Origin of the sequence: Bhargavaea beijingensis (assembly GCF_900101985.1) — a bacterium.
Classification (GTDB): domain Bacteria; phylum Bacillota; class Bacilli; order Bacillales_A; family Planococcaceae; genus Bhargavaea; species Bhargavaea beijingensis.
Genome location: NZ_FNAR01000001.1, coordinates 193,750 through 218,510, shown reverse-complemented (window position 1 = coordinate 218,510; position 24,761 = coordinate 193,750). Strand labels below are relative to the sequence as shown.

Annotated in this window: 25 protein-coding genes; 5 read left to right on the top strand and 20 right to left on the bottom strand. The window is 52.6% G+C overall.

Annotated features, from left to right (window positions below):
• Nucleotides 1-9: 9 nt before the first annotated feature.
• From BLT01_RS01165 to BLT01_RS01090, 17 genes are all read right to left on the bottom strand, one after another.
• On the bottom strand, nucleotides 10-729 hold the full coding sequence (locus tag BLT01_RS01165; protein ID WP_092093435.1) for a GntR family transcriptional regulator: 720 nt from the start codon (nucleotides 727-729) through the stop codon (nucleotides 10-12).
• Between the two features lie 370 nt (nucleotides 730-1,099).
• On the bottom strand, nucleotides 1,100-1,906 hold the full coding sequence (locus tag BLT01_RS01160; RefSeq protein WP_092093430.1) for an SDR family NAD(P)-dependent oxidoreductase: 807 nt from the start codon (nucleotides 1,904-1,906) through the stop codon (nucleotides 1,100-1,102).
• Between the two features lie 13 nt (nucleotides 1,907-1,919).
• Nucleotides 1,920-2,357 (bottom strand): MarR family winged helix-turn-helix transcriptional regulator, encoded by a 438-nt coding sequence (locus BLT01_RS01155; protein ID WP_092093425.1) that lies wholly within the window; start codon nucleotides 2,355-2,357, stop codon nucleotides 1,920-1,922.
• 63 nt (nucleotides 2,358-2,420) lie between these two features.
• Entirely contained in the window at nucleotides 2,421-3,179 is a 759-nt protein-coding gene (locus BLT01_RS01150) for an SDR family NAD(P)-dependent oxidoreductase (RefSeq protein WP_092093421.1), read from the bottom strand.
• 199 nt (nucleotides 3,180-3,378) lie between these two features.
• Nucleotides 3,379-3,525, bottom strand: a complete 147-nt coding sequence (locus BLT01_RS15130; protein ID WP_176764982.1) for a hypothetical protein — start codon at nucleotides 3,523-3,525, stop codon at nucleotides 3,379-3,381.
• 26 nt (nucleotides 3,526-3,551) lie between these two features.
• The gene (locus BLT01_RS01145) at nucleotides 3,552-3,923 is read right to left on the bottom strand and encodes a PaaI family thioesterase (protein WP_245696830.1); all 372 of its coding nucleotides are present in this window, start codon (nucleotides 3,921-3,923) and stop codon (nucleotides 3,552-3,554) included.
• 93 nt (nucleotides 3,924-4,016) lie between these two features.
• Nucleotides 4,017-5,399 (bottom strand): VanZ family protein, encoded by a 1,383-nt coding sequence (locus BLT01_RS01140; RefSeq protein WP_092093413.1) that lies wholly within the window; start codon nucleotides 5,397-5,399, stop codon nucleotides 4,017-4,019.
• 34 nt (nucleotides 5,400-5,433) lie between these two features.
• Nucleotides 5,434-7,848: an ABC transporter permease gene (locus BLT01_RS01135; RefSeq protein WP_092093410.1), complete on the bottom strand. Its 2,415-nt coding sequence runs from the start codon at nucleotides 7,846-7,848 to the stop codon at nucleotides 5,434-5,436.
• A gap of 2 nt (nucleotides 7,849-7,850) precedes the next feature.
• Complete coding sequence (locus tag BLT01_RS01130; RefSeq protein ID WP_092093406.1) at nucleotides 7,851-8,513, bottom strand: ABC transporter ATP-binding protein; 663 nt, start codon at nucleotides 8,511-8,513, stop codon at nucleotides 7,851-7,853.
• Between the two features lie 542 nt (nucleotides 8,514-9,055).
• A complete protein-coding gene (locus BLT01_RS01125; protein ID WP_092093402.1) occupies nucleotides 9,056-9,985 on the bottom strand; it encodes an anti sigma factor C-terminal domain-containing protein in 930 nt (309 codons plus the stop codon).
• Entirely contained in the window at nucleotides 9,982-10,482 is a 501-nt protein-coding gene (locus tag BLT01_RS01120) for an RNA polymerase sigma factor (RefSeq protein WP_092093398.1), read from the bottom strand. The genes BLT01_RS01125 and BLT01_RS01120 overlap by 4 nt, the downstream gene beginning before the upstream one ends.
• A 934-nt stretch (nucleotides 10,483-11,416) precedes the next feature.
• Nucleotides 11,417-11,692 (bottom strand): HPr family phosphocarrier protein, encoded by a 276-nt coding sequence (locus tag BLT01_RS01115; RefSeq protein WP_092093394.1) that lies wholly within the window; start codon nucleotides 11,690-11,692, stop codon nucleotides 11,417-11,419.
• Between the two features lie 31 nt (nucleotides 11,693-11,723).
• Nucleotides 11,724-13,169, bottom strand: a complete 1,446-nt coding sequence (gene nagE / locus BLT01_RS01110; protein WP_092093390.1) for an N-acetylglucosamine-specific PTS transporter subunit IIBC — start codon at nucleotides 13,167-13,169, stop codon at nucleotides 11,724-11,726.
• Nucleotides 13,170-13,188: 19 nt separating this feature from the next.
• Nucleotides 13,189-14,022 carry a PRD domain-containing protein gene (locus BLT01_RS01105; protein WP_092093385.1) on the bottom strand — a complete coding sequence of 278 codons (834 nt, stop codon included), beginning with the start codon at nucleotides 14,020-14,022 and terminating at the stop codon, nucleotides 13,189-13,191.
• Nucleotides 14,023-14,051: 29 nt separating this feature from the next.
• Nucleotides 14,052-14,540 (bottom strand): PTS sugar transporter subunit IIA, encoded by a 489-nt coding sequence (locus BLT01_RS01100; RefSeq protein WP_092093380.1) that lies wholly within the window; start codon nucleotides 14,538-14,540, stop codon nucleotides 14,052-14,054.
• A 321-nt stretch (nucleotides 14,541-14,861) separates the two neighbouring features.
• Nucleotides 14,862-15,896 (bottom strand): type 2 isopentenyl-diphosphate Delta-isomerase, encoded by a 1,035-nt coding sequence (fni, locus tag BLT01_RS01095; protein ID WP_092093374.1) that lies wholly within the window; start codon nucleotides 15,894-15,896, stop codon nucleotides 14,862-14,864.
• Nucleotides 15,880-16,734, bottom strand: coding sequence for a squalene/phytoene synthase family protein (locus tag BLT01_RS01090; protein ID WP_092093370.1), 855 nt, complete (start codon nucleotides 16,732-16,734; stop codon nucleotides 15,880-15,882). Before BLT01_RS01090 ends, fni begins: the two co-directional genes overlap by 17 nt.
• A gap of 152 nt (nucleotides 16,735-16,886) precedes the next feature.
• Between BLT01_RS01090 and BLT01_RS01085 the strand changes: the two genes are divergently transcribed.
• The 3 genes from BLT01_RS01085 to BLT01_RS01075 all read left to right on the top strand — a co-directional run bounded on the left by BLT01_RS01085 (nucleotide 16,887) and on the right by BLT01_RS01075 (nucleotide 18,966).
• Entirely contained in the window at nucleotides 16,887-17,906 is a 1,020-nt protein-coding gene (locus BLT01_RS01085; RefSeq protein WP_092093367.1) for an LLM class flavin-dependent oxidoreductase, read from the top strand.
• 147 nt (nucleotides 17,907-18,053) lie between these two features.
• On the top strand, nucleotides 18,054-18,488 hold the full coding sequence (locus tag BLT01_RS01080; RefSeq protein ID WP_092093363.1) for a YugN family protein: 435 nt from the start codon (nucleotides 18,054-18,056) through the stop codon (nucleotides 18,486-18,488).
• Nucleotides 18,489-18,567: 79 nt separating this feature from the next.
• Nucleotides 18,568-18,966 carry a YbgA family protein gene (locus BLT01_RS01075; RefSeq protein WP_092093359.1) on the top strand — a complete coding sequence of 133 codons (399 nt, stop codon included), beginning with the start codon at nucleotides 18,568-18,570 and terminating at the stop codon, nucleotides 18,964-18,966.
• A 74-nt stretch (nucleotides 18,967-19,040) separates the two neighbouring features.
• On the opposite strand, the gene BLT01_RS01070 is transcribed toward BLT01_RS01075, so the two are convergent.
• From BLT01_RS01070 to BLT01_RS01060, 3 genes are read right to left on the bottom strand one after another with little or no spacing between them, the layout of a single operon-like run.
• A complete protein-coding gene (locus BLT01_RS01070) occupies nucleotides 19,041-20,966 on the bottom strand; it encodes a PTS fructose transporter subunit IIABC (RefSeq protein WP_092093355.1) in 1,926 nt (641 codons plus the stop codon).
• The gene (gene pfkB / locus BLT01_RS01065; protein ID WP_092093351.1) at nucleotides 20,963-21,892 is read right to left on the bottom strand and encodes a 1-phosphofructokinase; all 930 of its coding nucleotides are present in this window, start codon (nucleotides 21,890-21,892) and stop codon (nucleotides 20,963-20,965) included. Before pfkB ends, BLT01_RS01070 begins: the two co-directional genes overlap by 4 nt.
• On the bottom strand, nucleotides 21,889-22,641 hold the full coding sequence (locus BLT01_RS01060) for a DeoR/GlpR family DNA-binding transcription regulator (protein ID WP_092093347.1): 753 nt from the start codon (nucleotides 22,639-22,641) through the stop codon (nucleotides 21,889-21,891). Before BLT01_RS01060 ends, pfkB begins: the two co-directional genes overlap by 4 nt.
• A 130-nt stretch (nucleotides 22,642-22,771) precedes the next feature.
• Here BLT01_RS01060 and BLT01_RS01055 point away from each other — a divergent pair, with 130 nt between their 5' ends.
• Nucleotides 22,772-23,038, top strand: coding sequence for a phosphocarrier protein HPr (locus BLT01_RS01055; RefSeq protein WP_092093344.1), 267 nt, complete (start codon nucleotides 22,772-22,774; stop codon nucleotides 23,036-23,038).
• The gene (ptsP, locus tag BLT01_RS01050; RefSeq protein ID WP_092093340.1) at nucleotides 23,039-24,751 is read left to right on the top strand and encodes a phosphoenolpyruvate--protein phosphotransferase; all 1,713 of its coding nucleotides are present in this window, start codon (nucleotides 23,039-23,041) and stop codon (nucleotides 24,749-24,751) included.
• The last annotated feature ends 10 nt before the right edge of the window (nucleotides 24,752-24,761 follow it).

The following is a 24,761-nucleotide window of genomic DNA, read 5'->3' as shown; positions in this document are numbered from 1 at the left end:
ATCTCCTTTCTACTCCTGTATGTCTGAGATCTCGTACTTAAAGGTATCGCTCCGGTAAAGGATCCGCGTGTATTCCAGTGTATCGCCGGAACGTCCGTCCAGGCAGCTGCTTTCCAAGGCGAGCAGAGGAACGAGGCGGCTGCAGCTGAGCAGTTCCTGTTCCAGGGAAGAAGGGAACACGACACTCAGGACGGACTTGCCGCTTTCGAAGTCCCCGTATCCCCGTTCCCGGTAGTACTCGAACATGGACCGGATGCCCGGTCCCTCCTCGCCGATTTCAGGAAACCGGGACTCGAGCACATGGGAATAGTGGATGGCCATCGGCTCCCCGTCCACCACGCGCAGCCTGCCGATCCGCCAGACTGTATCGTCCGGTCCGGCCGCGAGAGCCCGGGCCGCTTCCCCATTATCACTAGGCACACACGAAACAACAGCGGTCTCGAGCTGATGACCGAGTTCCTTCATCTTCTCCGTGAAGCTTGTCCTGCCGCTGAGCGACATCCGGATCCGGGCCGGCCCGGGCTTAAGGAAACGCCCCTTTCCCTGGATGGACTCGATCAGCCCCCGCTCCTCCAGGTGATTGAGCGCATTCCGGACGGTATAGCGGGGCACCCGGTACCGCTCAGCCAACGTGTTTTCCGACGGCAGCTTCCCTCCCGGCGGGATGCCTCCGTTTTCCAGCAGGTCAACCAGTTCATCGATGATCAATGCATCTTTCTCGATTTCCATCATTCTCGCTCCCTGTGCAGATGATCCTGTTTTCCATCATACCTGAACGTCCGGGTCTTCCGGAAGTTCCCGGGGCAAGCCCCTGACCGGAAACCTACGCACAGCTCAACGCCCACATTTCGGTACATGCGGCGGTTTCTGCATTCACAGGCTCGGTTTCATCGTTTAAGACTCCGGTTTCAGCATTCACGGCCCCAGTTTCGTCATTCGTGGACCCGCCCTCTGCGAATGACGAAATCAGACAACCGAATGACGAAACTTCCGGGGGGAATGACGAAACCGAAGCCGGACATCGTCATCAGGAAACCTCAAAAAAGCCGCCCCTCACCTATGGTGAGGGACGGCTCCTTCCTGATAGAAGGGGCGATGGTTATTGCCCGGACTGGTTCATGAATGCCTGGAAATCCGCGATCGATGGGTTGGCCATGTAATGCCCGCCCTCGACCTGAATCGTTTGGCCCGTGATGAATTTGGATTCATCGGAAGCAAGGAACACGACCGTATAACCGATATCGTCCGCTTCGCCGTGGTACGGCAGGGCATTAAACTTGCTGAAGATGTCTTGAACCTGCTGTGGCATATTTCTTTTTGCGGCAGGGGTCAGGATCAATCCGGGTGCAACCGCGTTGCAGCGGATTTTATCCTTTCCGTACTGGGCTGCGATGTAGCGGGTCAAATTTACGACGCCCGCCTTGGATGCCCCATATGCGGAGCGCGTGGCGTCACCGGCAAATGCCGCCATCGAAGCCGTATTGATGATCGAGCCGCCGCCCGCCTCAACCATATGAGGAATGGCGAACCGGGCACCGAGCAGGACGCTCTTTAAATTCACGTCCATGAGACGATCCCATTCCTCCAGGTCCATATTGACCACGTCCAGGTCCTTCTGGAGATTCGTGAGGCCGACATTGTTGAATAAGACGTCAATCTTGCCGAATTCCTTCACTGTAAACTCGACCGCTTCACGGATCGAAGCCTCATCGCCCGCGTCGAGGAAGATGCCTTTTGCGGCCCCTCCCGAATCGGTGATTTTCTTTGCTTCTGCTTTCGCGCCTGCCTCGTTAAAGTCACTGATGACCACTTTTGCGCCTTCCTGTGCCATCAGGATGGCCGACGACAATCCGATGCCGGATGCACCGCCTGTCACCAGAGCCACTTTTCCTTCCATACGCCCCATGAATTTCACTCCTTCATTCCTTCAGCCCCGGTTCCAGGGCTGTCAGCAGTTTCTCGTTGATGGCGAGATACCGATCGACTTCTTCTTCAGAAAGCACGCTGAACATGTTCAACCGCAGCCGGGTTCCGGTTTCTTGCGCTTCGCGGAGAACATCTTCTCCCTTTTCCGTAATCGAAAGAAGCACCTTTCGGCGGTCTTGCTCATCGGAGAGCCTTTCTGCCATCCCTTCCTTTACAAGCTTCCGCGCAATATTGGTGATGGCGGCAGCCGTGTAACCGAGCTTGGCTGCAAGGACCGACTGCTTTTGAGGTCCGGTTGTCTTCAATTCCCACAAAACAAGTACCGGGGAGATGCCGATGTTGTAACGGAACGCCTTCGTCCATCGGATGACCATCTCATTCGTTACCGCCTCGGTCGAATGAATCAGTCTAAACAGGTCCGTTTCCTTCATCTATTCACACTCCCAGAAATTACGCATAATCAGCGCAACACTTTTTGTTGCGTGCTGACGCAGTCAGCGAAGCATGATCGATCCGCCGTCGACCATGATGGTCTGGCCTGTAATGTAAGAGGCGTCTTCGCTCGCGAGGAAGACAGCGACGCGGCCGATGTCCCCTTCCAGTTCGCCAAGCCGGCGCATCGGGATTTTCTGCAGCATGGCTTCGAACATTTCCGGCTCATGCTCCTTCCATTGCTGGATGCCAGGTGAGTTGGCGATCGGCGAGATCAGGTTGACGTTGATGCCGTCCGGTCCCCACTCGTTCGCCGCGTTGCGGGAAATGGCTCGGATGGCTTCCTTCGCCGCCGCGTAGGAACCCTGGTTGACCTGGCCGGTAAGTCCCGCGCCGGAAGAAAAGTTGATGACGGCCCCTTTCGTCTCTTTCAGATGCGGATAAGCCGCCTGCATCAGATAGAAAGTCGGATAAAACCCTGTTCCAAAACTCAGATCCAGGTCTTCCTGTGTCGTCTCGACAAACGGCTTCTGCCGGGAAGCGTGTGCGTTGTTGACAAGAATGTCGAGCTTGCCGAACCTTGCAACCGCTTCCTCAACAAGTTTGTGGAGATTCTGGTGGTCCATCAGATCGCCCTTGATGAAGAATGACTCCGGAGAATAGGCCTGCAGCTCTTTTTCAGCTTTTGCTCCCATCTCCTCGTTGATGTCCACGATAGCGACCTTAGCACCTTCTTTTACAAAGGCGAGCGCCATCCCTTTGCCGATTCCTCCACCGGCACCTGTAATGATTGCTGTTTTACCTTGCAGTCTTCCAGTCATCATAAATCCCTCCTCATAGTGCATTTAGTTTATCACCAAATAGTTTAACGTTAAACTATTTGGCTTTGACGTCACCCACTTGTCACCATCCAGAAACTCCTTATTGCGGTGCCTTGGGCAATATAGTTTCCCGTCGATCCCCGCTTTTTCAGGCCCGGGATGTCCATGAGCGCAAGCACATCACCGATACGGTCGCCGATCAGATCGGAAGTGCCGGCGAAGCCGTTCCATATCCCTGCTGAAAGTGAAGATGATTCATCGTGAGGCCGTGCAGCAAAATCAGCGGGTCGCCGCTTCCCCGCTTATCATCATAAAGAGAATTGTTCCCGTTCTTGAACGTGGGCATACCATCACTTCATCCGCCCTGCCCCTTCAGATCCGGAAAAATATCCCTTTTGCCGAGGCAACTGGGCGCTCCTGTTCGTCATAGACGGTGCAAACCGCATGGACAAGTGTGCGCCCGTCTTTTTCGATGCGCGCAACCGCATGGAGGGCCCGCCCTCTCGCCGCCCTCAGGAACGACACGTTCAGATCGACCGTCACCATCTGCTGGACGCCGTTTTCATCGGCCGGCACCAAATTCGACATCGCCACATCGGCAAGTGACGAAATGATGCCCCCGTGAATGACACCGGCACTGTTCACGTACAGGTCCTTCACTTCTAGCCCGACCTCCACTTCCTCTTCAGAAAGCCGGTTGTATGTATACCCAAGAAATTCATCAAACGGCTGCCGGATCCACATGATGCCTTCCCCTTCCCCTTAGCTTTTTCATGGATCTGTCTGTTGCACGCCTTCAACAACAGTTGGAATTTAATAAGGCAGCAACTAACTCTGTTAGATTCCCGGAACCAGGATGGTCATCTCCGTACCATCCACTATACTTTGGAAGGCATATACGGGTTGGTAAAAGCCTTTAGAGTCCAACGCATAGCTTATCCTCACCTCATCGATTTGCAGGCTGCCGATTTTCCGGTTTTCCGAGAAGTGCTGAAACTTCCCTTTCAAAAGCTCCTGATAGGCCTCCTGTTCGCTTTTGATCCGGACATCTTTTTGTTTCTCATAGGTAACCAGGCGGTTATCGAATTCCTTCACGGTCCCGTCATTGTAGTAGGTGACGGACAATTCACCGTCTGTAAGCCGGTTCCCGCTTGCCTCTTGGTCTACCGTCCACTCATACTTCCCCGTATCGATCCTTTGGAAGCTGGCCTCCGAGGGAATTTCCAGCCCGTACTTTTTCAGGCTTGCTTTTACCTTCCCCTCGTCTGCGTCTTCCGGTTCACGGCCATCATCCAACAGAGAAAAATCTGTCAGGCTATGGCTTCCATCCAGAAACCGAAATGACAGTTGGTAGGCGGAATCTCCATGTACCCGATACAGCCCTTCATCGGGATACGAAATATCCTCAATTTCCGCCGGATCAATCTTCATCCTTCCGAAAAACTCTCCGGCAAACTCGTCTGCCCTTTCTTTCGTATAACTGGGTGCCCGATAGACGGGGACAGTTTTTCGGCTGCCATCCAACGTTACGTTGGTCGTTACTTCGGCCTGTTTCATGTCTGCCCGGTTCGCCGGGACGATGGAGAGATTCCCGTACTCCTTGGAATGATAATAGGCAAATATGCTTCCAAACAAAATGACTGTGACCAATAAGGGCGTCAGATAGATGAGGGAGCTTTTTACTCCCTTCTTCTCCTTCAGGGAAAGGAAACCCATTGTGAGACCGTATCCGATGACCGCGCCCAACAGATTGTTGAACAGGTCGTCCGCCTCAAACGTCCCGTAACCCGTGATCAGTTGGAGACTTTCAATGGACAGTGTGAACAGCATGGCTGCCCCGATCATCCAAAGCGCCTGTTTAAAGCGCGGGTTCAGCAGCGGAACGAGCATGCCGAACGGGACAAACATCAGGATATTCAAATAGATGAACTGCCAGTGCCGGGTACTGTATAGATACCAAGCTTCCCGGTATGAGGAGAAAAGGGACAAGTCCACGTTGCTCGTGTAGCCCGGTCCCCTGTTCAGAAAGGTGACGCCGATGACCATGATCAAATAGCCTATGAACAAGGCCAACAAAACCAACCGCTTTTTGGTATCTCCTTTTCCATGATGCATAGAACTCCTGTTCAACAGGAAAAACAGGACACCTAATACGATGACCACAACTACAGCCAGATAAAAATTTTCTTTCACAATCCCAATCAGTTCTGCCAGTCTCACCTTTATCCACCCCGCGTTAAAAAATTCATCTTACTTATTCATCTCTTCTCAGCAAATCGTGTATCGAGTGTTTGTTAATCTGGTTTCTGACTAAACAAATGCCTGTCAGAAGCAATAGACTGATCATTGCAATCGAAAGCAAGTGATACAGCAAGTAGAGGGATATTGGATATACATGGCCAATCCAGAACGCCATGGCCAAAAAGATCAGCGTGCTGATGATGGACCCGCAGACCAGGTAAAGGAGCAACTCCAACCCCAGATATTGGATTACCCGCTTTTTACTCATCCCTAAGGACATATAAGTTCCCCAACGGAGCTTTTGGTTGTTGTATTTACCGAATATCATCGTGATCGTACTGATAACAGCCAACAAAATGGCTGTGCTATAGGAGAGTTTGCCCAGGAAACCGAAGAAGAACGAAATCTTTGTGTCTTCGATTTCAAAATCGGAAATCTTTTGATATAGACTCCCCGGTGTCGTGGAAACGATTTCGCTCAGAATGGATTCCAGCTCATCAGTTTGCTTTTCGGACAAATAATCCTTGGTAGAAATGGAGAGATTATAATACCCTCGGAACATTCCATTTTTAATAGCAGTTTCCTCGTCTAAAATAACCGTGAAAGCCAAATCTTCCATTCCTACTTCCGAAGCATCCATGACATCATAGATGGGGTACGTCCATTCCTGTGTTTTAAGGCCTGATCCGCTTTTGTATTTCCTCACAAATTGCATCTCATGTCCTTTTAAGTTTTCGCCATGAATGCCTGAGGGTAACAATAGAAGCACTTTTCCCTGAAATTCTTCGAACGATCTCTCTCCGTATAATTCTTCAAATCCTTTTGCATCTACCACTTGGTAATTGGCATGGGGGATGATTCGTTTATCCTTATATGCCCCCTCCTCAGGGTCTAGGGAAGATATCCAATTTCCAAGCGATTGCGGGATAAACTCCTCCTCAATTAAAGGATGGACATCGACCATGAAGGGAGTTTTCTCTACATTGGAGACAAAAGGTAAGCTTTCGATCCGATTGACGTCATTTGCTGAAATTGTGAGCCCTTCCTCTTTTAAAACTTCCAGATGGCCAATCGTTTTGGACTGAAACAACTCTTGGGCTGAGATGTAATAGTCGACATCACTGCCCCAAATCCCAGCTGTCTCTTTTTGAATGAAGATTGACAGGGTGATGACCAGCATACAGAGAGATAATGACAGAACGGTAAGGATGGACCACTTTTTAAATGTCACAACTTGCATGTATAACTGTTTAAGAATAAACTTCTCAGTTCTCAGCTTTGAAATATCCAGCTGTTGAGTGTTGCCGCGCATGGAAGAGGCAACAGAAGATGCATGGACCTTTCTAACATCTTGAATGGTCTTCAAAACCACACACAGAGAAATGATTAAAATCATGACCAGATTCAGCCCGATGATATAGGCCCAATTTAAATCGTTCGGTTTTCCATTGTCATATGTGTTCTCCACAATCAGAGTGGTAAGCGGGATGGACATCGGAACTGCAAGCAATATGCCGGCAGACAGCATAATCAAGTATTGGTAGCTGATGATGGAAAATAGATGTAGGCTATTTGCGCCAACCGCTTTAAATATGCCGATCTTCTTCACTGTATTTGCAAAATAAAAGGAGAGCAGGGTTAAAATACTGATAATGGACAGGCAGATGACCACGATTTGAAACGCAAAGGCCACGGTTGAGACAGTCCCATAATCGATAAGCCCCGTATGTAAAAGTCGTGAATTAATAAAGCCCTCGCCGTAATCACTGATCAAACTGGAACTTTGATCAAGGGCAGTGTATTTATTGGCCTTGATTTGAAACATATAGTTATGCGTCTGATAGGGGGTGATTTCTGGCTTCAAGGTTAGGATGTTCGGGAAATCATCCTTGCCTTTCTCCACACCTGCCGGCACCGACCAGTTTGCTGAATAATCTTCAATGACTCCGGCTAATGTCACTTGCTCATGGCCGCTTTCAAATTCAAGAAGTTTGCTTTCTCCGATCTTCCACACTTGACCATCCTGTTTATCCAGCAATTTCTTATAGGAACTTTCAATCACGATTTCATTTGCTTTGCTTGGAAATGTACCTTCGGATAACCGGATATGACTTAGCCTAAGTGCCTCTTCATCAAACCATCCAACGGATACCACTTTGCCGTTTTTCAATATCAGCCGATCAGATAATGCAAACTCACCGACGCTATCGGCATTCTTACGGACATCTTCTTTCAAAGCTTCCGCGCCCAGTATAACGCCGGTGTGTTCCCCGTAATTTTGATAGGCCGCTTTTTTTAGGTTTGACTTGATCGTTTCAGAAGCCATCAGGATGGAGAAAGTGGCGGCAAGCATTAGGGCAAACGAACAAATAATGACGATTAACCATTTTCTTCTGGAGAGCATTAGCTTCATCGCTAGTTTAAACACGTTCAATCCACCTCTCTTAAACGACCATTCTCCATCTGATAGAGATAATGAGGATGAGAAAAGAGGTTTTGTTCATGTGTCACTACAACCAAACTGATCTGCATAGACTCCACAAGAGTGGTTAAGAGTTCTACAACAGTTTTAGACGTGGCTTGATCCAAGTTGCCAGTTGGTTCATCTGCAAATAAGATGTCAGGATTCGTGATGACCGCCCTCGCGATGGCAACCCGCTGCTGTTCACCGCCGGATAGAAAGTCAGGTCTTTTTTCCAACTGAGATGAAATGCCCAGCGCATCCGCAATCTCATCAACCCTGTGTTTCTTAACGCCTCGAGGATTGAATTGCAGAGGTAACTCAATATTCTTTTTCACCGTCAACTCAGGAATCAAATGAAATGATTGAAAGACATAACCGAAAGAGGTTCCCCTGACCTTTGATTGCTCGGTATCATTTAGTCGGTAAAGTGAAGATCCCTTAAAGCGAACTTCCCCTTTGTCCGGCTTTTCCATTCCACCCAACATACTCAGCAAAGTCGATTTCCCCGATCCGCTCTTCCCTTCAATCACATGTATACTACCTTTTCGTATTTTAAGGCTGGTTGCACGAACCACGGTTTTTCCATTGAATGATTTAGAAATGCTGTCTGCAGTCAGCTGATTTTCCATACTCGCCTCCACGTTGGCTCTATATGCATACCGGCATACACAATTACTTTTTTTATCCTTATGAGTTATTTATAGACCATTTTAACATTGACCGGCCCATATATAGTTCGCTATATCGAACATTCAGAAGCCATACGGGATTTGTTTGCCTCGTCCGCAGTCTGAAATCATACAGCTGGTCCTGCCGATCGTAAGGCTTATCAATAAGGCGGCAACGCACTGACTGATTTTCTGATCAGGCCGGGGACACCTCGTGATTGGTCCACTAGATGATTGAAGAAACACTTGATTTAACACGAAGGGACCAAGGTTACTTTTTCCCCTTGGCCCCTTCAAAGTTTGGTTTTCTTTATAAAAGGCGGTTTTGTGGTTGACCTAGACAAGAGCCTCCACATGGAAGAACAAGAAAACGGAGGAGGACAAAATAACTATCTCCCCCGTTTTTTCTTTTATAACTATCAGGTTATCATGCCTTCTACGCGACGCTACAATATCTCCTAGCAAGTGACCTACTGGATGCGACCATATTTCTGGATTCTAGTTTAATATGGAATAATAACTCCCACACTGACAAATTGAATGAGGTGCATATGATTTAACGAAGACAATTCAGAAGCGGTTCCCGTTAAGACTACTCCCGATATCTCCAAGTCGTCTGGATTAGTGGTCTTAGACAAAATAGAAATTGCAGTTTGATGGTGCTGTTTCTCTAACTTCTTTAATGAAGTTATGAAATTGCCGGAGGATTTGTTCACGTCCTTTTCCATTTTAAAGCCGTATGCATAATCCCCAATCACATATCCCATCCTTTTTCTTTCTTCAGTGTCTGTGACAGATCTAAGCTCTTCCGCTATTCTATCCTCCAATTCAGGATCTGCTACCCAAACCCATTGGGCATTTGGGAAATAATCAGCGAGTTCCTCAACTTTCATAGCTTTCTTAAAAGAGAGAGCTACTTCAACTTTTGAATTGGCAGGAAGGTTCTTCAGTAAATCGCGATCATCATTGGCAGCACCTGCAGTTGGATACCTAAAATTGATTACCCTCTGTCCATTTCTGTAATAGTGAATCCCATTTATTGAGGTAATCGAGCTATCCATAATTGTAGTTGGGGCATCATAAATTTTATAGAGAGTTTGCTCATTGTACCAAGTGAAAGGTAAACCTGCGATATTCTTTATGTACTGTTCCTGAGTGATAGCTGACTCTATACCATAGCTGATTGTAATCTTATCATGATTAATATTTGCACCTTGTATTTTTGATTCTGTTAATCTTAATTCTGAGTAATCTTCCATAGAATTGTTCATATTTTGGTACGCAAAAAATAAAAATGTTGCTAGCAATAAAAAAGCTATAAATGTAATGGTGAACGAAATAATTACAGTTCTACGAATTGATCGCTTTTTTGCTTTTTTTAATATGTCATCGTATGAACCTTTATCAAAAATTCGATTTTGGTGTTCCTTCAAACTTTCTCCTCCCAACGAATTAACCTTTTCAATTTTGTTCTAGATCTTGCAAGCTGTGTTTTGACTGATTTATCGGTTGTTTTATAAATCATTGCGATTTCTTTAAGTGATAACCCCGCAACGTATTTTAGTAAAATCATTTCTTTGTTTTTTCGGGATATATTATCAAACCACTTATTTATTTTTTGACGGCTTTCAATGTCGAGTACTACTTGTTCAGGTGTATGGTAATCAAGTAAATCTTCAATTTTGATGTTCTCCAGATAACCCCTAATCGTTTTTCTTTTCTTCATTAAGTCGTAAAACTGATTGATGGCCACGCGATGCAGCCAAGCTTCTGAATAATTGATATCAATTCCATCAATATATAAAATAAATCGGTAAGCTGTTTCTTGAATTATATCTTCTGCATCCTCCTTATTAGCTCCCATCTTTCTTAGTGTTTTGTATAATTTTTCAAGTTTCGTTGACAAAAAAACACCTAGTCCTTCTTCCATAACACCCTCCTAATTAATTCACGATTGAATTAAGAAAAGGTAAACAAGATTTTTGAAGACACAACACTAACTTGGTTTGCGTCAAATCAAGCAGCTCAGCATAGGTGTTTGCCTTTGGTAAATAGGATGATACTAATACAACGGCTATATCTGTTGATGGCGTATTAGTAGAAGACCTACCCGAAGTTCCCCCCTGTAATTACAGTGTTTGGAGCTGGAGAGTGGGACCATATCGGTACATACACTATAGTTAATGACGCGGCTTAAAGCCCGATAATTGACGGTGTTAACTGTCCGGGAAAAGATGAGAAATTTGTCCCGGGAAAATCTCTAAAAGAATGCCTTTAGAAGACCATAAAGAGTTGAAGGTGACTGCTGATGCTACCACAGCTCTCTCAGACAATAACCTTGCCATCGCCCAGGAGAGTTTTATGATCGAGGTCCGCAAATAGGTTCACTATTGAATGAGCAGCTCATCAAAATCTCGTCCGTTCAACTTTCTGCCCAGTATACAGAGTTATGGCAACAAAAAAAAAAACGAACCACGACTTAAAGAGTCCGTAATCCGGGGGTGGTTCAAACTCGGCAGGGGTGTTATATAAAATTAAATAACTCTACATTATAAAAAGTTTTTTAGTAAGTCGAGTTTATTAATGCACCCATTAATTCAGCTATATTTTTTAAATAGCTCACTAACAAAAAGCTGTTAAAAGCCAGTATTATCAGAGATATAGTCAATAATATTTTCATCATTTTTTCCATTAGATCCACCCTTTTCAAAAATATCTTGTAGCAATATTAAATAAAAAAAGAAAAAAACTCCAGTGCTAAAAGATATGTTTTTTATCCAAAGGACAAAAACTAAAGACAAAAGAGTAATTAGAAGAAGTGAACACGTAAAAAAAGCGCCACGGCAGTAGCCGCAGCGCTTGGATCATGATTCCGTTTCTTCCCCGAGTGACTGGGAGACGAACACCTCGGTCACTTTTTCGATCGCCTTTTCGGCTTCGGCGCCTTCCGCAGTGACCGTAACGGTTGCGCCGTGCGGGACGGCCTGAGCCATGACGCCCATGATGGACTTCAGATTGGCCGATTTGCTGCCGTGAATCAGCTGGATGTCCGCATCCAGTGAATTGACCGCTGAAACAAGCTGTGTGGCGGGACGGGCGTGAAGCCCTTCTGGTGCAGTGATTTTGAATGTTTTTTGCATCTGGAAACGCCTCCGTTGGTTCGTTTAACACTTATTTTTTGTGCAGTTTTTTCACTTCATCAGCAACGAACTGGACACTTGTGCCGACGATGACTTGGATATTGTGTTTGCCGACGACATTGACGCCCGGTACGCCGGTGGATTTGATTTTCTTCTGGTCGACTTTGGCCATGTCGGCCACTTCGACACGCAGCCTTGTCGCGCAATTGTCGATACTGCGGACATTGTCTTTGCCGCCGAGGCCGTCATAGATTTTCACGGCCATCGACTTGAACTTGTCGTCGCCTGTTGCGGTTTCCGCTTCTTCCTCGACGATTTCATCGTCTTCCCGGCCAGGTGTTTTCAGGTCGAATTTCCTGATGAGGAAACGGAACAGGAAGTAGTAGATCAGCGCGAAGAACAGGCCCTGTACCAAGAGCATGAGCGGCATGTTGGCAATCGGGATGCGCAGGCTGAGCAGAAAGTCAACCAGCCCGGCACTGAATCCGAAACCGGCCGTCCACTGGAATGTAGCCGCGATGAAGAGCGACAGTCCTGTGAGCGCCGCGTGTACGACGTACAGTGCAGGCGCGAGGAACATGAACGAGAACTCAAGCGGCTCGGTGACGCCCGTGAAGAACGAGGCGAATCCGGCTGCAAGCATGAGTGAGGCCGCCTGCTTGCGTCGTTTTGTCTTTGCCGTATGGTACATCGCGAGCGCCGCTGCCGGCAGTCCGAACATCATGATCGGGAAGAATCCGGCCTGGTAGCGGCCCGTGATCCCCTGTTCGCCGGTACTGCTCCAGAAGTTGCCGATGTCGTTGATGCCGACCGTGTCAAACCAGAACACAGCGTTGAGCGCGTGGTGCAACCCTGTCGGAATCAGCAGGCGGTTAAAGAAACCGTAAATCCCTGCGCCCGCCGCTCCGAGGTTGAGGATCGACTGGCCGAATGAGACAAGCCCGCCGTAAACGATCGGCCAGACAAAGAACAGAACCGCCGATGCGACAAGCATTGCCACAGCCGACATGATCGGCACAAGCCGCTTGCCGCTGAAGAACGCCAGGAAGTCCGGCAGCTTTACCTGGCTGAACCGGTTATACATGATGGATGCGATGACCCCTGAAAGAATACCGATAAATGCGTTTTGAATCTGGCCAAATGCCATATCGACGTTTTCCGGGTCTGTCTGTGTCAGAAGCCCCACCGAATTGGTCGATAGCATGGAAGTGACCACGAGGTAGGCGACCAGGCCGCTTAATGCCGCCGCTCCATCCTTTTCCCTGGAAAGCCCGATTGCGGCCCCCACCGCGAACAGGATCGGAATGTTTTTGAGAATCGAGTCCCCCGCCGTGATCAGGAACGCCGCGAAGACGTTTCCGGATCCCCAGCCGGTCGGGTCAATCCAGTAGCCGATCCCCATCAGGATGGCCGCAGCCGGAAGGACCGCGACCGGCAGCATAAGGGAGCTACCCAGCCTTTGCAAATACTTTTTCATTCGAAATTTCCCCCTTTCGTCATGTCCCCTGATTTCCCGGATTCCTGAGCCTTTCGATGTGCAATGCAATATATGCCAATTCGGGCTCCGGTATTTCGATTTCGTGAAGCCGTCTGCTTTCCGCCGCCATCACTTTCGCACACTGGTACGATTTTGCGTAGCGGCTGCGGATCAGTTCTGCCATTTCCCTGTCCAGCGTATGTGCGTCATACCGGCCGAGATTGGCGACGGAGTGCTGGAGATGGGTCACAAGCCGTTGGTAGGAGATGTCGTCTTCCTCAATCTCCTCCTTCAGGCAGCCGCGGATCGATCGCAGCATGTCACGGACGATGGTCGCCTGGCGGATCGTGTCGTTCAGGTTGCTGCCGTGCGGTTTCATCGTATGGAGATGAAGCGCGATAAACCCCGCCTCGTCGACCGGCATCTCCACGCCGAGCGTATCCCGGATATGACCGATTCCCCATAGCCCGATGCTATACTCTTTCGGGTAAAGGAGCCGGATTTCCCCGAGCAGCTTATTATGGACATGGATGCCATCTTTTGTCCGCTCGATCGCGAACGACAGATGGTCGGTCAGAACGAGGTGGATGTGCTCATTAAGCTTGGTTCCAAGTGTTTTTTCGGCGCGCGAGATGATCGCTTCCGACACTGTGAAATGCTCCTCCGGAATCCTGCCGAGCAGCTGGCTGAGCTGCTCGTTTTCCGTCATGACAAACACCTTCTCGATCTTGTCGGCCGGAACGGGATCGTTGCGCTTTTTGCCGAAGGCGACCCCCGCTCCGACCACAACCTTTTCCCGGTCCCCGTCGCGGACGATAATCGCATTGTTATTGAGGATTTTGCTGATCTTCATCGGACCCCTCCTCCAGTCGGGAAGCCGGCTCAGTCGGTTGTGACAGTCATGATCACTGTTTCTCCCGCCGTGCAGGTGCCTTCGGCTTCCGGCTGGACCGTCTTTCCTTCCCCATTTGTTACGACAATCGGTGTGACCGTGCTTTTGGCGTTTTCACCGAGATACGTCCAGTCCGCCTCAATCAGCGGCTGTCCGGCAGTGACTTTGTCTTCCTGGCGCACGAGAACATTGAATCCTTCGCCTTCCAGGGCCACCGTGTCCAGTCCGATATGAATGAGGTACTCGGTCCCTTGGCCGGAGCGGATGCCGATCGCGTGGCCCGTATTGGCGACCATCACCACCGTACCGTCAACCGGCGCGACGACACGTCCCGATTCCGGCATGACCGCAATTCCCTCTCCCATCATCTTGCTGCTAAAAACCGGATCCGGCACTTGGTCGATCGGCATCAGTTGACCGGAGACCGGTGCCATCACCTTTTCTTCCTTGCTTTTTTTCTTGAACAGATTGGACAGCATTCGCACATTCCACCTTTCGGGTCGTCCCGTTGTGATCACGATAAAAGGCATGGGAGCAGAGCGTGAGCCCGCAGGCTCCGCTCTTGCCCCCATGCCTGATCGGATCAGTCACATGAGACCGCTGTGATTTTATAGGTAAAGAATACCACAAGCAGGCGGGTGTTTCAATAAAGCGTTTACATTTTGTTGAAATTTGTCTGTATGCACGGCGGATTCGGTGAGGCGTTGGTTAAACTCATTGAGACGACCCCATACTGGCCAGTAACGATGCCGGCTCTCCCCACCCGCAACACTGCACGCCCCGGCCGGTGCCGGGGCGTGTCAACGCTCTTTTCTTACAAAACGCCATGTGTCCTTTAGTTCCCGCAGACTCGATGCACCGACGCCGAACATCGCCATGCGGAGCTCCATTTCGCGCACGGCCATTGACTCCAGAACGTCTTCGGCACTTTGCGTCGCTTCCTTCAGGATCGAGCGGCCGAAACCGACAAAGTCCGCGCCGAGTGCCAGCGCTTTTGCGCCATCGAGTCCCGTCCGCATGCCGCCGCTTGCGACAAGCGGGCGGCCGCCGATTTCCCCGCGTACCATCCGGATCGAGTCGGCCGTCGGGATGCCCCAGTCGCTGAACGTCTCTGCCGCGGCACGGCGCACCGGGTCCTTGGACCGGAACTTTTCCACCTGGCTCCACGATGTGCCGCCGGCGCCCGCAACGTCTACAAAGGCGATGCCCGCTTCCGTCAGGCGCCGGGCGGTGTCGCCGTCGATGCCCCAGCCGACTTCCTTGACGCCAACCGGGACGCCGAGCCCCGCGCAGAGTGTCTCGATCTTCATCAGGAGGTTTTTGAAGTTCGTATCCCCGCCGTCCTGGATCACTTCCTGGATGCTGTTCAGGTGCAGGACAAGCATATCGGCCTCCGTCAGCTCGACGATCCGCCTGCACTCGTCTGTGCCGTAACCGTAGTTAAACTGGACGGCACCGATATTCGCGATGATCGGCACGCTCGGCGCGTACTTGCGCATGAGAAACGATGGCGGATGGCCGTCGCTGTCCAGGAGCGCGCGGGTGGATCCGAGCGCAAGCGCCCAGCCGCGTTCCTCGGCGGCTTCCGCCAGGTTCCGGTTGATCATCTCGGCAACCGCCGTCCCGCCCGTCATGGAACTGATCAGGAATGGTGTCCGGCAGGCATGGCCCAGAAACTCCGTCTCTGTCGAAATCTCCGCGAAGTCGATCTCAGGAAGGGCATTATGGATGAAGGCATACGACTCAAACCCCGTTGTAATCGCATCGCCTGTGACCTTTTCGTTTAGTGTGATCTGGATGTGTTCGGATTTTCTCTGTTCAATCGAGCCCGCCAATGCCAACACCGCCTTTTGTCTTTGCTGGTTCGACACGGACCTCCTCGACCGTCCGGACCACTTCGTCCCTGGACATCTTCTCGCGCCCTTCCTTCAGCGCACCGAGCGTCTTGTGGGCAAGGGCCAGCGGCAGCCGGCAAAACAGGATGACGCTCTTTGAGCGGAGCGCCTTCATGTATTCATCCGCCTTTGCGAGATTGTCTTCCGCATAGCGGAACAGGTCGTCACGCGTCCAGCCGTCCGGCACGAAGCGGACGCCGCGCTCGTCCAGGTCTTCTTTTTCATTGCGCAGGATGTTGACCGCCTGGAGGCCGCGCCCGTAGCCGATCGCAAGCTGCCGGTCCGTCTTTTCCCCTGCATAGTGACCCCAGAGATCCGACAGCAATACACCGACGAGCCCCGCCACGTAGTAGGTATAATCGTCGAGGTCTTCCCTGGTACGGATTTTCCAGCCGGCCTTTGCCCATTTGGCCATGCCCTCGGACATTTCCCGCGCCGCATCCGCAACACGCGGGCGCACAGCGTCCGGGCAGGCCTCCATCCAGTCGGCAAGCTTGAGCGTCACTTCCGGCATCCGCTCGCTGACCGGCCCGAGGATGCCGAGGTAGCGCTCATTGTCGAACGGCTGCCCGAACAGCTCGCTCACCTGCATGAGAAGGGAATGTTTGAGCTCATTGCCGATCTCCTCGTGGTCCTCAATCTCATCGATCGCCCGGAAAACGAGATAGGCAGAGGCGACGGAAGCCTTAAGCTCCTTCTGCAGAAAAGTAATCGGAATATAAAATGTCCGGCTTGTTTCTTTCAGTACTCGCATCGCTTCTTTTGGAAACCCACTCATTTGATCCCGATCCTTCCTCGTAAGTGAATGATATACCTTTCATCGTAACTCAATTTTTTCGATAAATACAGTCCGCATCCCTTCTCTCCGGTGTACATTCGTTGAAAATTCGGTATCAGGCCGATAGCATTTGCAGAAAGGAGGCGGCACAGATGGAAATAAGCATGCTGGACCAGACACAACTTGCAGAAGGGCAAACCGCCGAGGAGGGGTTCGCCGGTACCGTGGAGGCCGCGCGTCTCGCAGACCGCCTTGGGTACCGGCGTTTCTGGGTGTCGGAGCATCATGGTTCCGACACAATTGCCGGTTCTTCCCCGGAAATTCTCGCGGCCCATCTGCTGGCAAAAACGGAAACGATCCGCATCGGCACGGGCGGCGTCATGCTGACACACTATGCACCGTACAAGGTGGCCGAAAATTTCCGGGTGATGAGCGTACTTTCCCCGGGGCGCGTCGACCTCGGCGTCGGAAAGGCACCCGGCGGCACACACCTGCCGACAATCGCGCTCCAGGGCGGCCGTGCGCTTGCCGATGCGAAACCCCGGCAAAAGGAGCGATTCCCGGAGATGGTCGATGAATTGATGGAGTACCTGGAAGATGAGCTGCCGGAAAGCCACCCGATGAGCGGCTATTTGCAGGCCTCCCCTGCCGCCGTCCAAAAGCCTCTCCCCTGGATTCTCGGAACCGGACCCGCGTCCGCCCTGCTCGCCGCGGAGCGCGGGTTGCCGTATGCCTTCGCCCGCTTCATTAATGCGGAGCAGGAAGAAATGCGGGAGACGATCGGACTGTACAGAAAAAAGTTCCGCCCTTCTCCCTTTTTGGAAAGGCCTTATGTCGCTCTTGCCTCCCGGGTGTTTGCTGCCGGCACGGATGATGAAGCGGAATGGATCGCGAGGAGCTCCGCCCATGTTCAATTCGGATTCCACCGGGGCATCCAGATGCGGCTGCCCGATCCTTCCGAAGCGCTTGCCGGAAGCATGACGGAAAAGGAAAAGCAGGAAGTCCGCGACATCCTGTCCACCTACCTGATCGGCTCAAAGGAAACACTCAGGCGCAAAATGGATCCTCTCTCTGCATTGGGCGTCGATGAACTCATGGCGATCACCCCTGTATTCAGTGCGGAAAGCAAACGCCATTCGATGGCAGTATTGAAGGAAGCGGCGAATGGCTGACTGCGGCATCCGACATATTTCCCGGGAAATAGCTGCTCGCCATGACGAAATTTAGCGATTTCCGGATCCGCTCTCTTTCATCGGGGTTATTTCCCTCAATACCGGGAATAGACTATCACCTGCGAATTGAAAAGGAGAGTGGTAGGAATGCTGAAACTGGAAACAGAGCTTCAGGGCAAACAGGCCCGGTTCGGTGATATTTATCCGATTCTGCTTGAACGGAATATTACGCTTTGCGGCAACTGGGAATACGACGAGGCCATGTTTGACGGGGTCCTATCCAAGGACGGGGAAGAAACGATTTATCTCCGGATCCCCTTTGATGTGATCTCCGGCATGTTGGAGGACCCTGAGACACAGATCGTGTTCGGCCAGCCGTTCGTCCTCAAGCATGTTCTCAACATCGGCCTTGACCATGAAGGCGACGACCTGCTGGCGACCACGGGCCTCAACCAGTTCCAAAGCCCTGAAGAAAAAGATGGCCCGATCCGGCGCAAGTCCCATTGGGAAGAAGAAGGCGAACGTGTCGTCCAGGGAATCGTCGAAAGCTTTCCTCTCCTGGACGAGCGGCATATCGGCTGACTGCTCCAAATACGAAACAACCGGCACGGGAACGGAACCGTGCCGGTGTTTTAGCTGTATTGCCAAGGAGGATGCGTCCATGAATGAACGGCGACAGATGGAGGAATTATGGAGCCGTGAGAAATACCGGGTCATGTACCATAGCCAGGCCCATTACGGCCGGATCCGGGAGATCTTGAAAGGGAACCCGTCTTTTGCGGACATCGAGTCGCTGATCGGTGAAGCGGTTCGAACACGGCCCACGCCCGGGTCGGTACGGAATGCTGTCCAGCATATGTGGGGCTATTTCAAGAGGCAGGCGGATGAGGGTGAAAGGCAGGCGTACCTGCGTCTCCTGGACGGGTTCTCTGCCGGCAGTGTCCGAGAGGAGGAGCTGCTCTGTTTTATCCGACAGCTAGCAGAAAAGTATCGTGTGGGGTACTTGCTGAACAGCACGATCATCGAATCAGGCCAGCACAAAAAGGGCAGTCCGCATTGACGGACTGCCCTTAACGTTTCAATGAAATAGATACGTCTAACTCCGGGATGATATCGTCTCCGCATACCCGACTCTTACGCAGCCGGCACGGCAGGCTTTTTCAGCATACCCGCCAGGAATGCCGTGACAAACGCACCTGCGATGATTGCCGCTGCATAAAGGAGCACTTTCATGATGCCGCCGTCCACGAGGCCCATGACGAAGATCCCGCCATGCGGCGCGCGGAGGCTGATGTCGAACAGCATCGTGAGCGCGCCCGTCACGGCTGCCCCTCCGATGGACGCCGGAATGACGCGCGCGGGGTCAGCCGCGGCAAACGGAATGACCCCTTCCGTGATAAAGCAGGCACCGAGCACGTAGGCCGTCTTGCCCGCTTCACGCTCTTGTCTGGAAAAGCGTTTCTTAAAGAGGGTCGTGGCGAGGGCCATGCCGAGCGGCGGCACCATGCCCGCAGCCATGACCGCCGCGATAAAGTTGAAGTTGCCGGCATCCAGCATGGCGATGCCGAACGTGTAGGCTGCCTTGTTGACCGGGCCGCCCATATCGACCGCCATCATGGCACCGATGATCAGGCCGACCAGGACCTGGTTGGTGCCGCCGAGCCCTTCGAGGAAGGCAGACAGGCCGGTGTACAGCTTCGTCAGCTGAGGGTTGATCAGCATCATGATGATACCGGTGATGGCGATACTGAACAGCGGATAAAAAAGAACCGGCTTGAGTCCTTCAAGCGCATCCGGCAGTTTGGCGAACATCTTTTTCACGAAGAGGGTGACATAACCGGCCAGGAAGCCGGCGATGATCCCGCCGAGGAAGCCGGAGCCGCCGTCCGCCCCTTCCACTCCGGAAACAGTGATCGCGATCAGGCCGCCGACCATGCCGGGTGCGAAGCCGGGACGCTCTGCGATGCTCGATGCGATGAAACCTGCCAATACAGGGACCATGAGGAAAAATGCCTTGCCGCCCCCGATCGTGTTCAGCATGGCGGCGAATGCATTATACTCAGGGCTTGCCGGGTCGCTGGAATGGATGCCCCAGAAAAATGACAGGGCGATCAGGATCCCGCCCCCGACGACAAACGGCAGCATGTTCGATACACCGTTCATCAGGTGCTTATAAAATCCGCTTTTCGGCTCGGTGGAATCGCCCTTGTCCGATTTGGCTTCGGCGTGGTAGATCGGGGCGTCTTTTTGAGTGGCGCGGTCCAGCAGCACATCCGTTTCATGGATTGCCTTGCCGACTTTTGTCTGGATCACCGGTTTGCCGTCAAAGCGGGCCATCTCCACTTTCGTGTCTGCGGCGACGATGATGACGTCCGCCTCGGCAATCTCTTCCGGCGTCAGCCGGTTTTTCACGCCGGAGGAGCCGTTTGTTTCAACTTTTATCGGGATGCCGCGTTCCTTCGCCCGTTCATTCAGCTTCTCTGCCGCCATGTAGGTGTGCGCAATGCCGGTCGGGCAGGCGGTGACTGCGAGGACTTTGCCTGGAGAAGGTGCTGCCTCCGCTTGTACTTGGGCAGGTTCCGCCGGCTCTTCGGGCTCCTCCAGCTCCCGCTCCTTGTCGTTCACGGCTGCCAGCACTTCATCGGCGGATGCCGCCTTCAGGACACGCTCCCGGAACTTCCCGTCCATGAGGAACGTTGCGAGCCGGGACAGCGCTTCAAGGTGATCATTGTTCGCCCCTTCACTTGCGGCGATCATGAAAAACAGGTGGGCCGGCTGTCCGTCGAGCGCCTCATAGTCGATTCCCGGTGCGGAGCGGCCAAACGCGATCGCCGGCTCATGGACCGCGGAGGATTTGGCATGCGGGATGGCAATCCCGTCACCGATGCCCGTCGTGCTCTGCGCCTCGCGCGCGAGGATATCATTCATGAACGCTTCCCTGTCCGACAGCTTGCCCGCCTCATCAAGCTTGCCGACAAGCTCCGAAAGCGCAGCTTCCTTGCTCGAAGCCGCCAGGTCGAGAAGCACGGTATCTTTCGTTAATAATGAAGTGATGTTCATCGGTTTTCCCCTCCGTTCAATCGTGTGATCGTCACCCGGTCGGCCAGTGTGTCAACGTCCTCTTTCCGGCACAAGTCCGAACGCGAAACCGTCGCACTTCCCGCGGCCACACCGTAACGGAAGGCGGCCTCCGCATCCTTGCCGGATTCGAGTGCAGCGATAAAGCCCGACACGAGTGAGTCACCCGCGCCGACGGTATTGACCACATCGACTTTGGGGGCCTGCGCTTCGGCTTCCATGGTGTCTGAAACGTAGAGCGCGCCTGCCCCGCCCATCGACACGATGACATGCCGGACCCCTTGCCCTGCGAGCAGCCGGGCATAATGCAGGGCGTCTTCCTTCGATTTAATGTCGGCGCCGAACAACTCACCGAGCTCATGCTCGTTCGGTTTCATCAGTTCAGGCCGCATGCCGGCGAGCTCTTTCAGGATGGGTCCGGATGTGTCGACAGCGAGGCGGATGCCGATGTCCCGGCAGATGCCCGCCAATTCCACGGCAAAGTCCGTCCCTGCCGAATCGGGAATCCTGCCCGCCAGCACAAGCCAGTCGCCCCGCTCCATCCGTCTTACACGGTCCAGCAATTGCCGGCGATCCTTTTCCGTAATGTCCGGGCCCGGGCCGTTCAGTTCGGTCTCCTGCCCGGACTTGATTTTCACATTGATGCGGGTGATGCCGTCTGTCCGGATCAGCTCTGTCCGGATGCCTTCACCCCGGAGGAACTGCTCGAGATAATCACCCGTAAAGCCCCCGGCAAGACCGACGGCCGTACTGTCGGTTCCCAGCCGTTTCAAAACACGGGAGACGTTGATTCCCTTGCCGCCCGGATAGTAGTACACTTCTTCCGAACGGTTAAGTTTTCCGGGTGTAAAGCCGGGAAGGTAAACGGTATAGTCCAGAGAAGGAGTCAGCGTATAGGTGTAGATCATTCCGTCACCACCTTGACAGTTGTTTGGTTCTCAATCGCTTCCAGCATGGCCGCCTCCAGGGAATCCGTGATCAGCGCGGCCCCGGAAATCGGAAGGACTTTGGTGAAGCTGACCTTGCCTGCCTTGCTGTGGTCCGCGACGACATAGGTGCGCCGTGCCAGGGAAGCGGCCAGTTTCTTGATGGCAGCTTCCTCGGGGTCAGGCGTCGTGTAACCGTACTCTGTATGAAAACCGTTCGCCCCGAGAAAACACCGGTCAAAGCGGTACTCTGAAAGTGCCCCGGTCGCCTGCGGTCCGACCAGTGCAAGCGTCTTCCCTTTTACGTAGCCGCCGGTCAAATAAGTCGTGATTCCGTGGTCGATGAGCGCATCCACATGGGTCAGGCCGTTCGTCACAACGACAGCCCCCTTTTCCGCCAGGAACGGAATCATCCTGAAAGTCGTCGTGCCCGCATCAAGAAAGATGAATTCCCCCTCCTCGACGAGCCCGGCGGCGTGTGCGGCGATCCGCCGCTTTTCTGCTTCGTTCTTGACGGACTTATCAGAAACGCTCAATTCCTGGATATTCCGTTCACGGATCGTGGCGCCCCCGTGAATGCGCTCCAGAAGGTTCATCGCCTCAAGTTCCGTCAGGTCCCTGCGGATGGTCGACTCCGATGCGCCGGTGCCTTCAACAAGCTCGGCAATTTTCACGGTCTGTTTTTGTTTTAGCTGGCCCATGATCCACTCATGGCGTTCTGTTGTCAGCATGTTTGATCACCCGTCTGTCATTGATTAAGCCCATTTTACTTGAAATCGGTTTCAAAATCCATCATAATCGTTCATAAACAATCAAAAACAGTCACCTGTCTGACTGTCTTCATTCAGGGAGGAATTACACATGGTCGAAAAACGATATACAATCAGCGCATCCGAAGGTCTACACGCACGTCCGACTTCCTTGCTCGTCGGTTCGCTCGCCCCGTTTTCTTCCGATATCACTCTTGTCTATCAAGACAAATCCGTGAACATGAAGTCCATTCTCGGCGTCATGTCCCTCGGAGTCGCTTCCGGATCGACCATCACGGTTAAGGCGGAAGGCCCGGATGAACATGAAGCGATCGCCAAAATTGACGAAGTCATGAAATCCGAAGGGCTGGCCAGCTGAATGGAACAGCGGATCAAAGGGATTGCGGCTTCCGGAGGCATTGCCATTGCAAAGGCCTTCCGGCTGGAGCATCCCGACCTTCAAACCGAAAAAGTCACTGTCGCAGACACGGAAGCGGAAAGCGCACGCCTGGACCGGGCGATCGCGGCTTCCCGCGAAGAACTTGAAACCATCCGAAAGCATGCATCCGAACAGTTGAGCGAAAGCGAAGCAGAGATCTTCAGCGCCCATTTGCTCGTGCTTGACGACCCCGAACTTATCGGGCCGGTCAAGGACAAAATCCGCTCGGAAAAGGTGAATGCGGAACATGCGCTGAAAATAACCGCAGACGGCTTTGTCACCCTGTTCGAATCGATGGACAATGCATACATGAAAGAGCGGGCAGCCGACGTACGGGATGTCACCCAGCGCATCCTGGCCCATCTGCTCGGCGTGACGCTCCAGAGTCCCGCGATGATCCGCGAGCAGACGGTCATCATCGCCGAGGACCTGACCCCGTCCGACACCGTCCAGCTGAACCCGGAATACATTCTGGGATTTGTAACCGACATTGGCGGCCGCACATCCCACTCCGCCATCCTGGCACGAACGCTTGAGATTCCGGCGGTCGTCGGATGCCGCTCCGCAATGGCACAGATTGAAAACAGCATGACGGTCATCGTCGACGGTACAGCCGGCGAAGTGATTGTCAGCCCGTCTGACGCCACGCTCAAAGCCTATGAAGAAAAGCGACGCCTATACGCGGAGGAGCAGGCACAGCTCACGCAGTTGGTCCATGAGCCGACCCGCTCCAAAGACGGCCACCAAGTGGAACTGGCTGGCAACATCGGCTCACCGGCAGATGTCGCGAAGGTGTTGGAAAACGGCGGAGAAGGCATCGGCCTGTTCCGCACGGAGTTCCTCTATATGGGCCGCGACCAGTTACCTACTGAAGACGAACAGTACGAAGCGTATAAAAGCGTGCTGGAACAGATGGAAGGCCGCCCGACGGTCGTCCGCACACTCGACATCGGCGGCGACAAGGAACTGCCTTATCTGGACCTCCCGGTAGAGGCGAACCCGTTCCTCGGCATCCGCGCCATCCGGCTGTGCCTCCAAGAGGAAGACATGTTCCGCGTCCAGCTTCGCGCCCTGCTCCGGGCAAGTGTACACGGGCACCTGAAGATTATGTTCCCGATGATTGCGACTCTGGACGAATTCCGCCGAGCCAAGGCCATCTGCCTGGATGAAAAAGAACAGCTTGCAAAAGCCGGCGTCCCCGTCAGCGACCGGATCGAGATCGGCATGATGGTCGAGATCCCGTCCGCTGCGCTCATGGCAGACCAGTTCGCCAAAGAAGTCGACTTTTTCTCGATCGGCACGAACGACCTGATCCAGTACACGATGGCCGCCGACCGGATGAACGAACAGCTGTCGTACCTGTACCAGCCGTTCAGTCCGGCAGTCCTCCGCCTGATCAAGATGGTCATCGACGCCGCCCACCGGGAAGGCAAGCACGCCGGCATGTGCGGCGAAATGGCAGGCGACGAAGCCGCCATCCCGGTCCTGCTCGGCATGGGCCTCGATGAATTCTCGATGAGCGCTTCCTCTATCCTGAAAGCACGCGCAAAGATCGCCGGCCTTTCCAAGACGGAGATGGAAGCGAAGATCGACCACATCCTGTCCCTCTCCTCCGGCGAAGAAGTCCGTTCATATATTGAGGAGTCCCTATAAGAAAAGCGCA

Excerpts from the sequence above, each read along its gene's own strand:
- BLT01_RS01165 (WP_092093435.1), bottom strand. The coding sequence starts at position 729 with ATGGAAATCGAGAAAGATGCATTGATCATCGATGAACTGGTTGACCTG.
- BLT01_RS01160 (WP_092093430.1), bottom strand. The coding sequence starts at position 1,906 with ATGGGGCGTATGGAAGGAAAAGTGGCTCTGGTGACAGGCGGTGCATCC.
- BLT01_RS01155 (WP_092093425.1), bottom strand. The coding sequence starts at position 2,357 with ATGAAGGAAACGGACCTGTTTAGACTGATTCATTCGACCGAGGCGGTA.
- BLT01_RS01150 (WP_092093421.1), bottom strand. The coding sequence starts at position 3,179 with ATGACTGGAAGACTGCAAGGTAAAACAGCAATCATTACAGGTGCCGGT.
- BLT01_RS15130 (WP_176764982.1), bottom strand. The coding sequence starts at position 3,525 with ATGCCCACGTTCAAGAACGGGAACAATTCTCTTTATGATGATAAGCGG.
- BLT01_RS01145 (WP_245696830.1), bottom strand. The coding sequence starts at position 3,923 with ATGTGGATCCGGCAGCCGTTTGATGAATTTCTTGGGTATACATACAAC.
- BLT01_RS01130 (WP_092093406.1), bottom strand. The coding sequence starts at position 8,513 with ATGGAAAATCAGCTGACTGCAGACAGCATTTCTAAATCATTCAATGGA.
- BLT01_RS01120 (WP_092093398.1), bottom strand. The coding sequence starts at position 10,482 with ATGGAAGAAGGACTAGGTGTTTTTTTGTCAACGAAACTTGAAAAATTA.
- BLT01_RS01115 (WP_092093394.1), bottom strand. The coding sequence starts at position 11,692 with ATGCAAAAAACATTCAAAATCACTGCACCAGAAGGGCTTCACGCCCGT.
- nagE (WP_092093390.1), bottom strand. The coding sequence starts at position 13,169 with ATGAAAAAGTATTTGCAAAGGCTGGGTAGCTCCCTTATGCTGCCGGTC.
- BLT01_RS01105 (WP_092093385.1), bottom strand. The coding sequence starts at position 14,022 with ATGAAGATCAGCAAAATCCTCAATAACAATGCGATTATCGTCCGCGAC.
- BLT01_RS01100 (WP_092093380.1), bottom strand. The coding sequence starts at position 14,540 with ATGCTGTCCAATCTGTTCAAGAAAAAAAGCAAGGAAGAAAAGGTGATG.
- BLT01_RS01090 (WP_092093370.1), bottom strand. The coding sequence starts at position 16,734 with ATGAGTGGGTTTCCAAAAGAAGCGATGCGAGTACTGAAAGAAACAAGC.
- BLT01_RS01085 (WP_092093367.1), top strand. The coding sequence starts at position 16,887 with ATGGAAATAAGCATGCTGGACCAGACACAACTTGCAGAAGGGCAAACC.
- BLT01_RS01080 (WP_092093363.1), top strand. The coding sequence starts at position 18,054 with ATGCTGAAACTGGAAACAGAGCTTCAGGGCAAACAGGCCCGGTTCGGT.
- BLT01_RS01075 (WP_092093359.1), top strand. The coding sequence starts at position 18,568 with ATGAATGAACGGCGACAGATGGAGGAATTATGGAGCCGTGAGAAATAC.
- BLT01_RS01070 (WP_092093355.1), bottom strand. The coding sequence starts at position 20,966 with ATGAACATCACTTCATTATTAACGAAAGATACCGTGCTTCTCGACCTG.
- pfkB (WP_092093351.1), bottom strand. The coding sequence starts at position 21,892 with ATGATCTACACCTATACGCTGACTCCTTCTCTGGACTATACCGTTTAC.
- BLT01_RS01060 (WP_092093347.1), bottom strand. The coding sequence starts at position 22,641 with ATGCTGACAACAGAACGCCATGAGTGGATCATGGGCCAGCTAAAACAA.
- BLT01_RS01055 (WP_092093344.1), top strand. The coding sequence starts at position 22,772 with ATGGTCGAAAAACGATATACAATCAGCGCATCCGAAGGTCTACACGCA.
- ptsP (WP_092093340.1), top strand. The coding sequence starts at position 23,039 with ATGGAACAGCGGATCAAAGGGATTGCGGCTTCCGGAGGCATTGCCATT.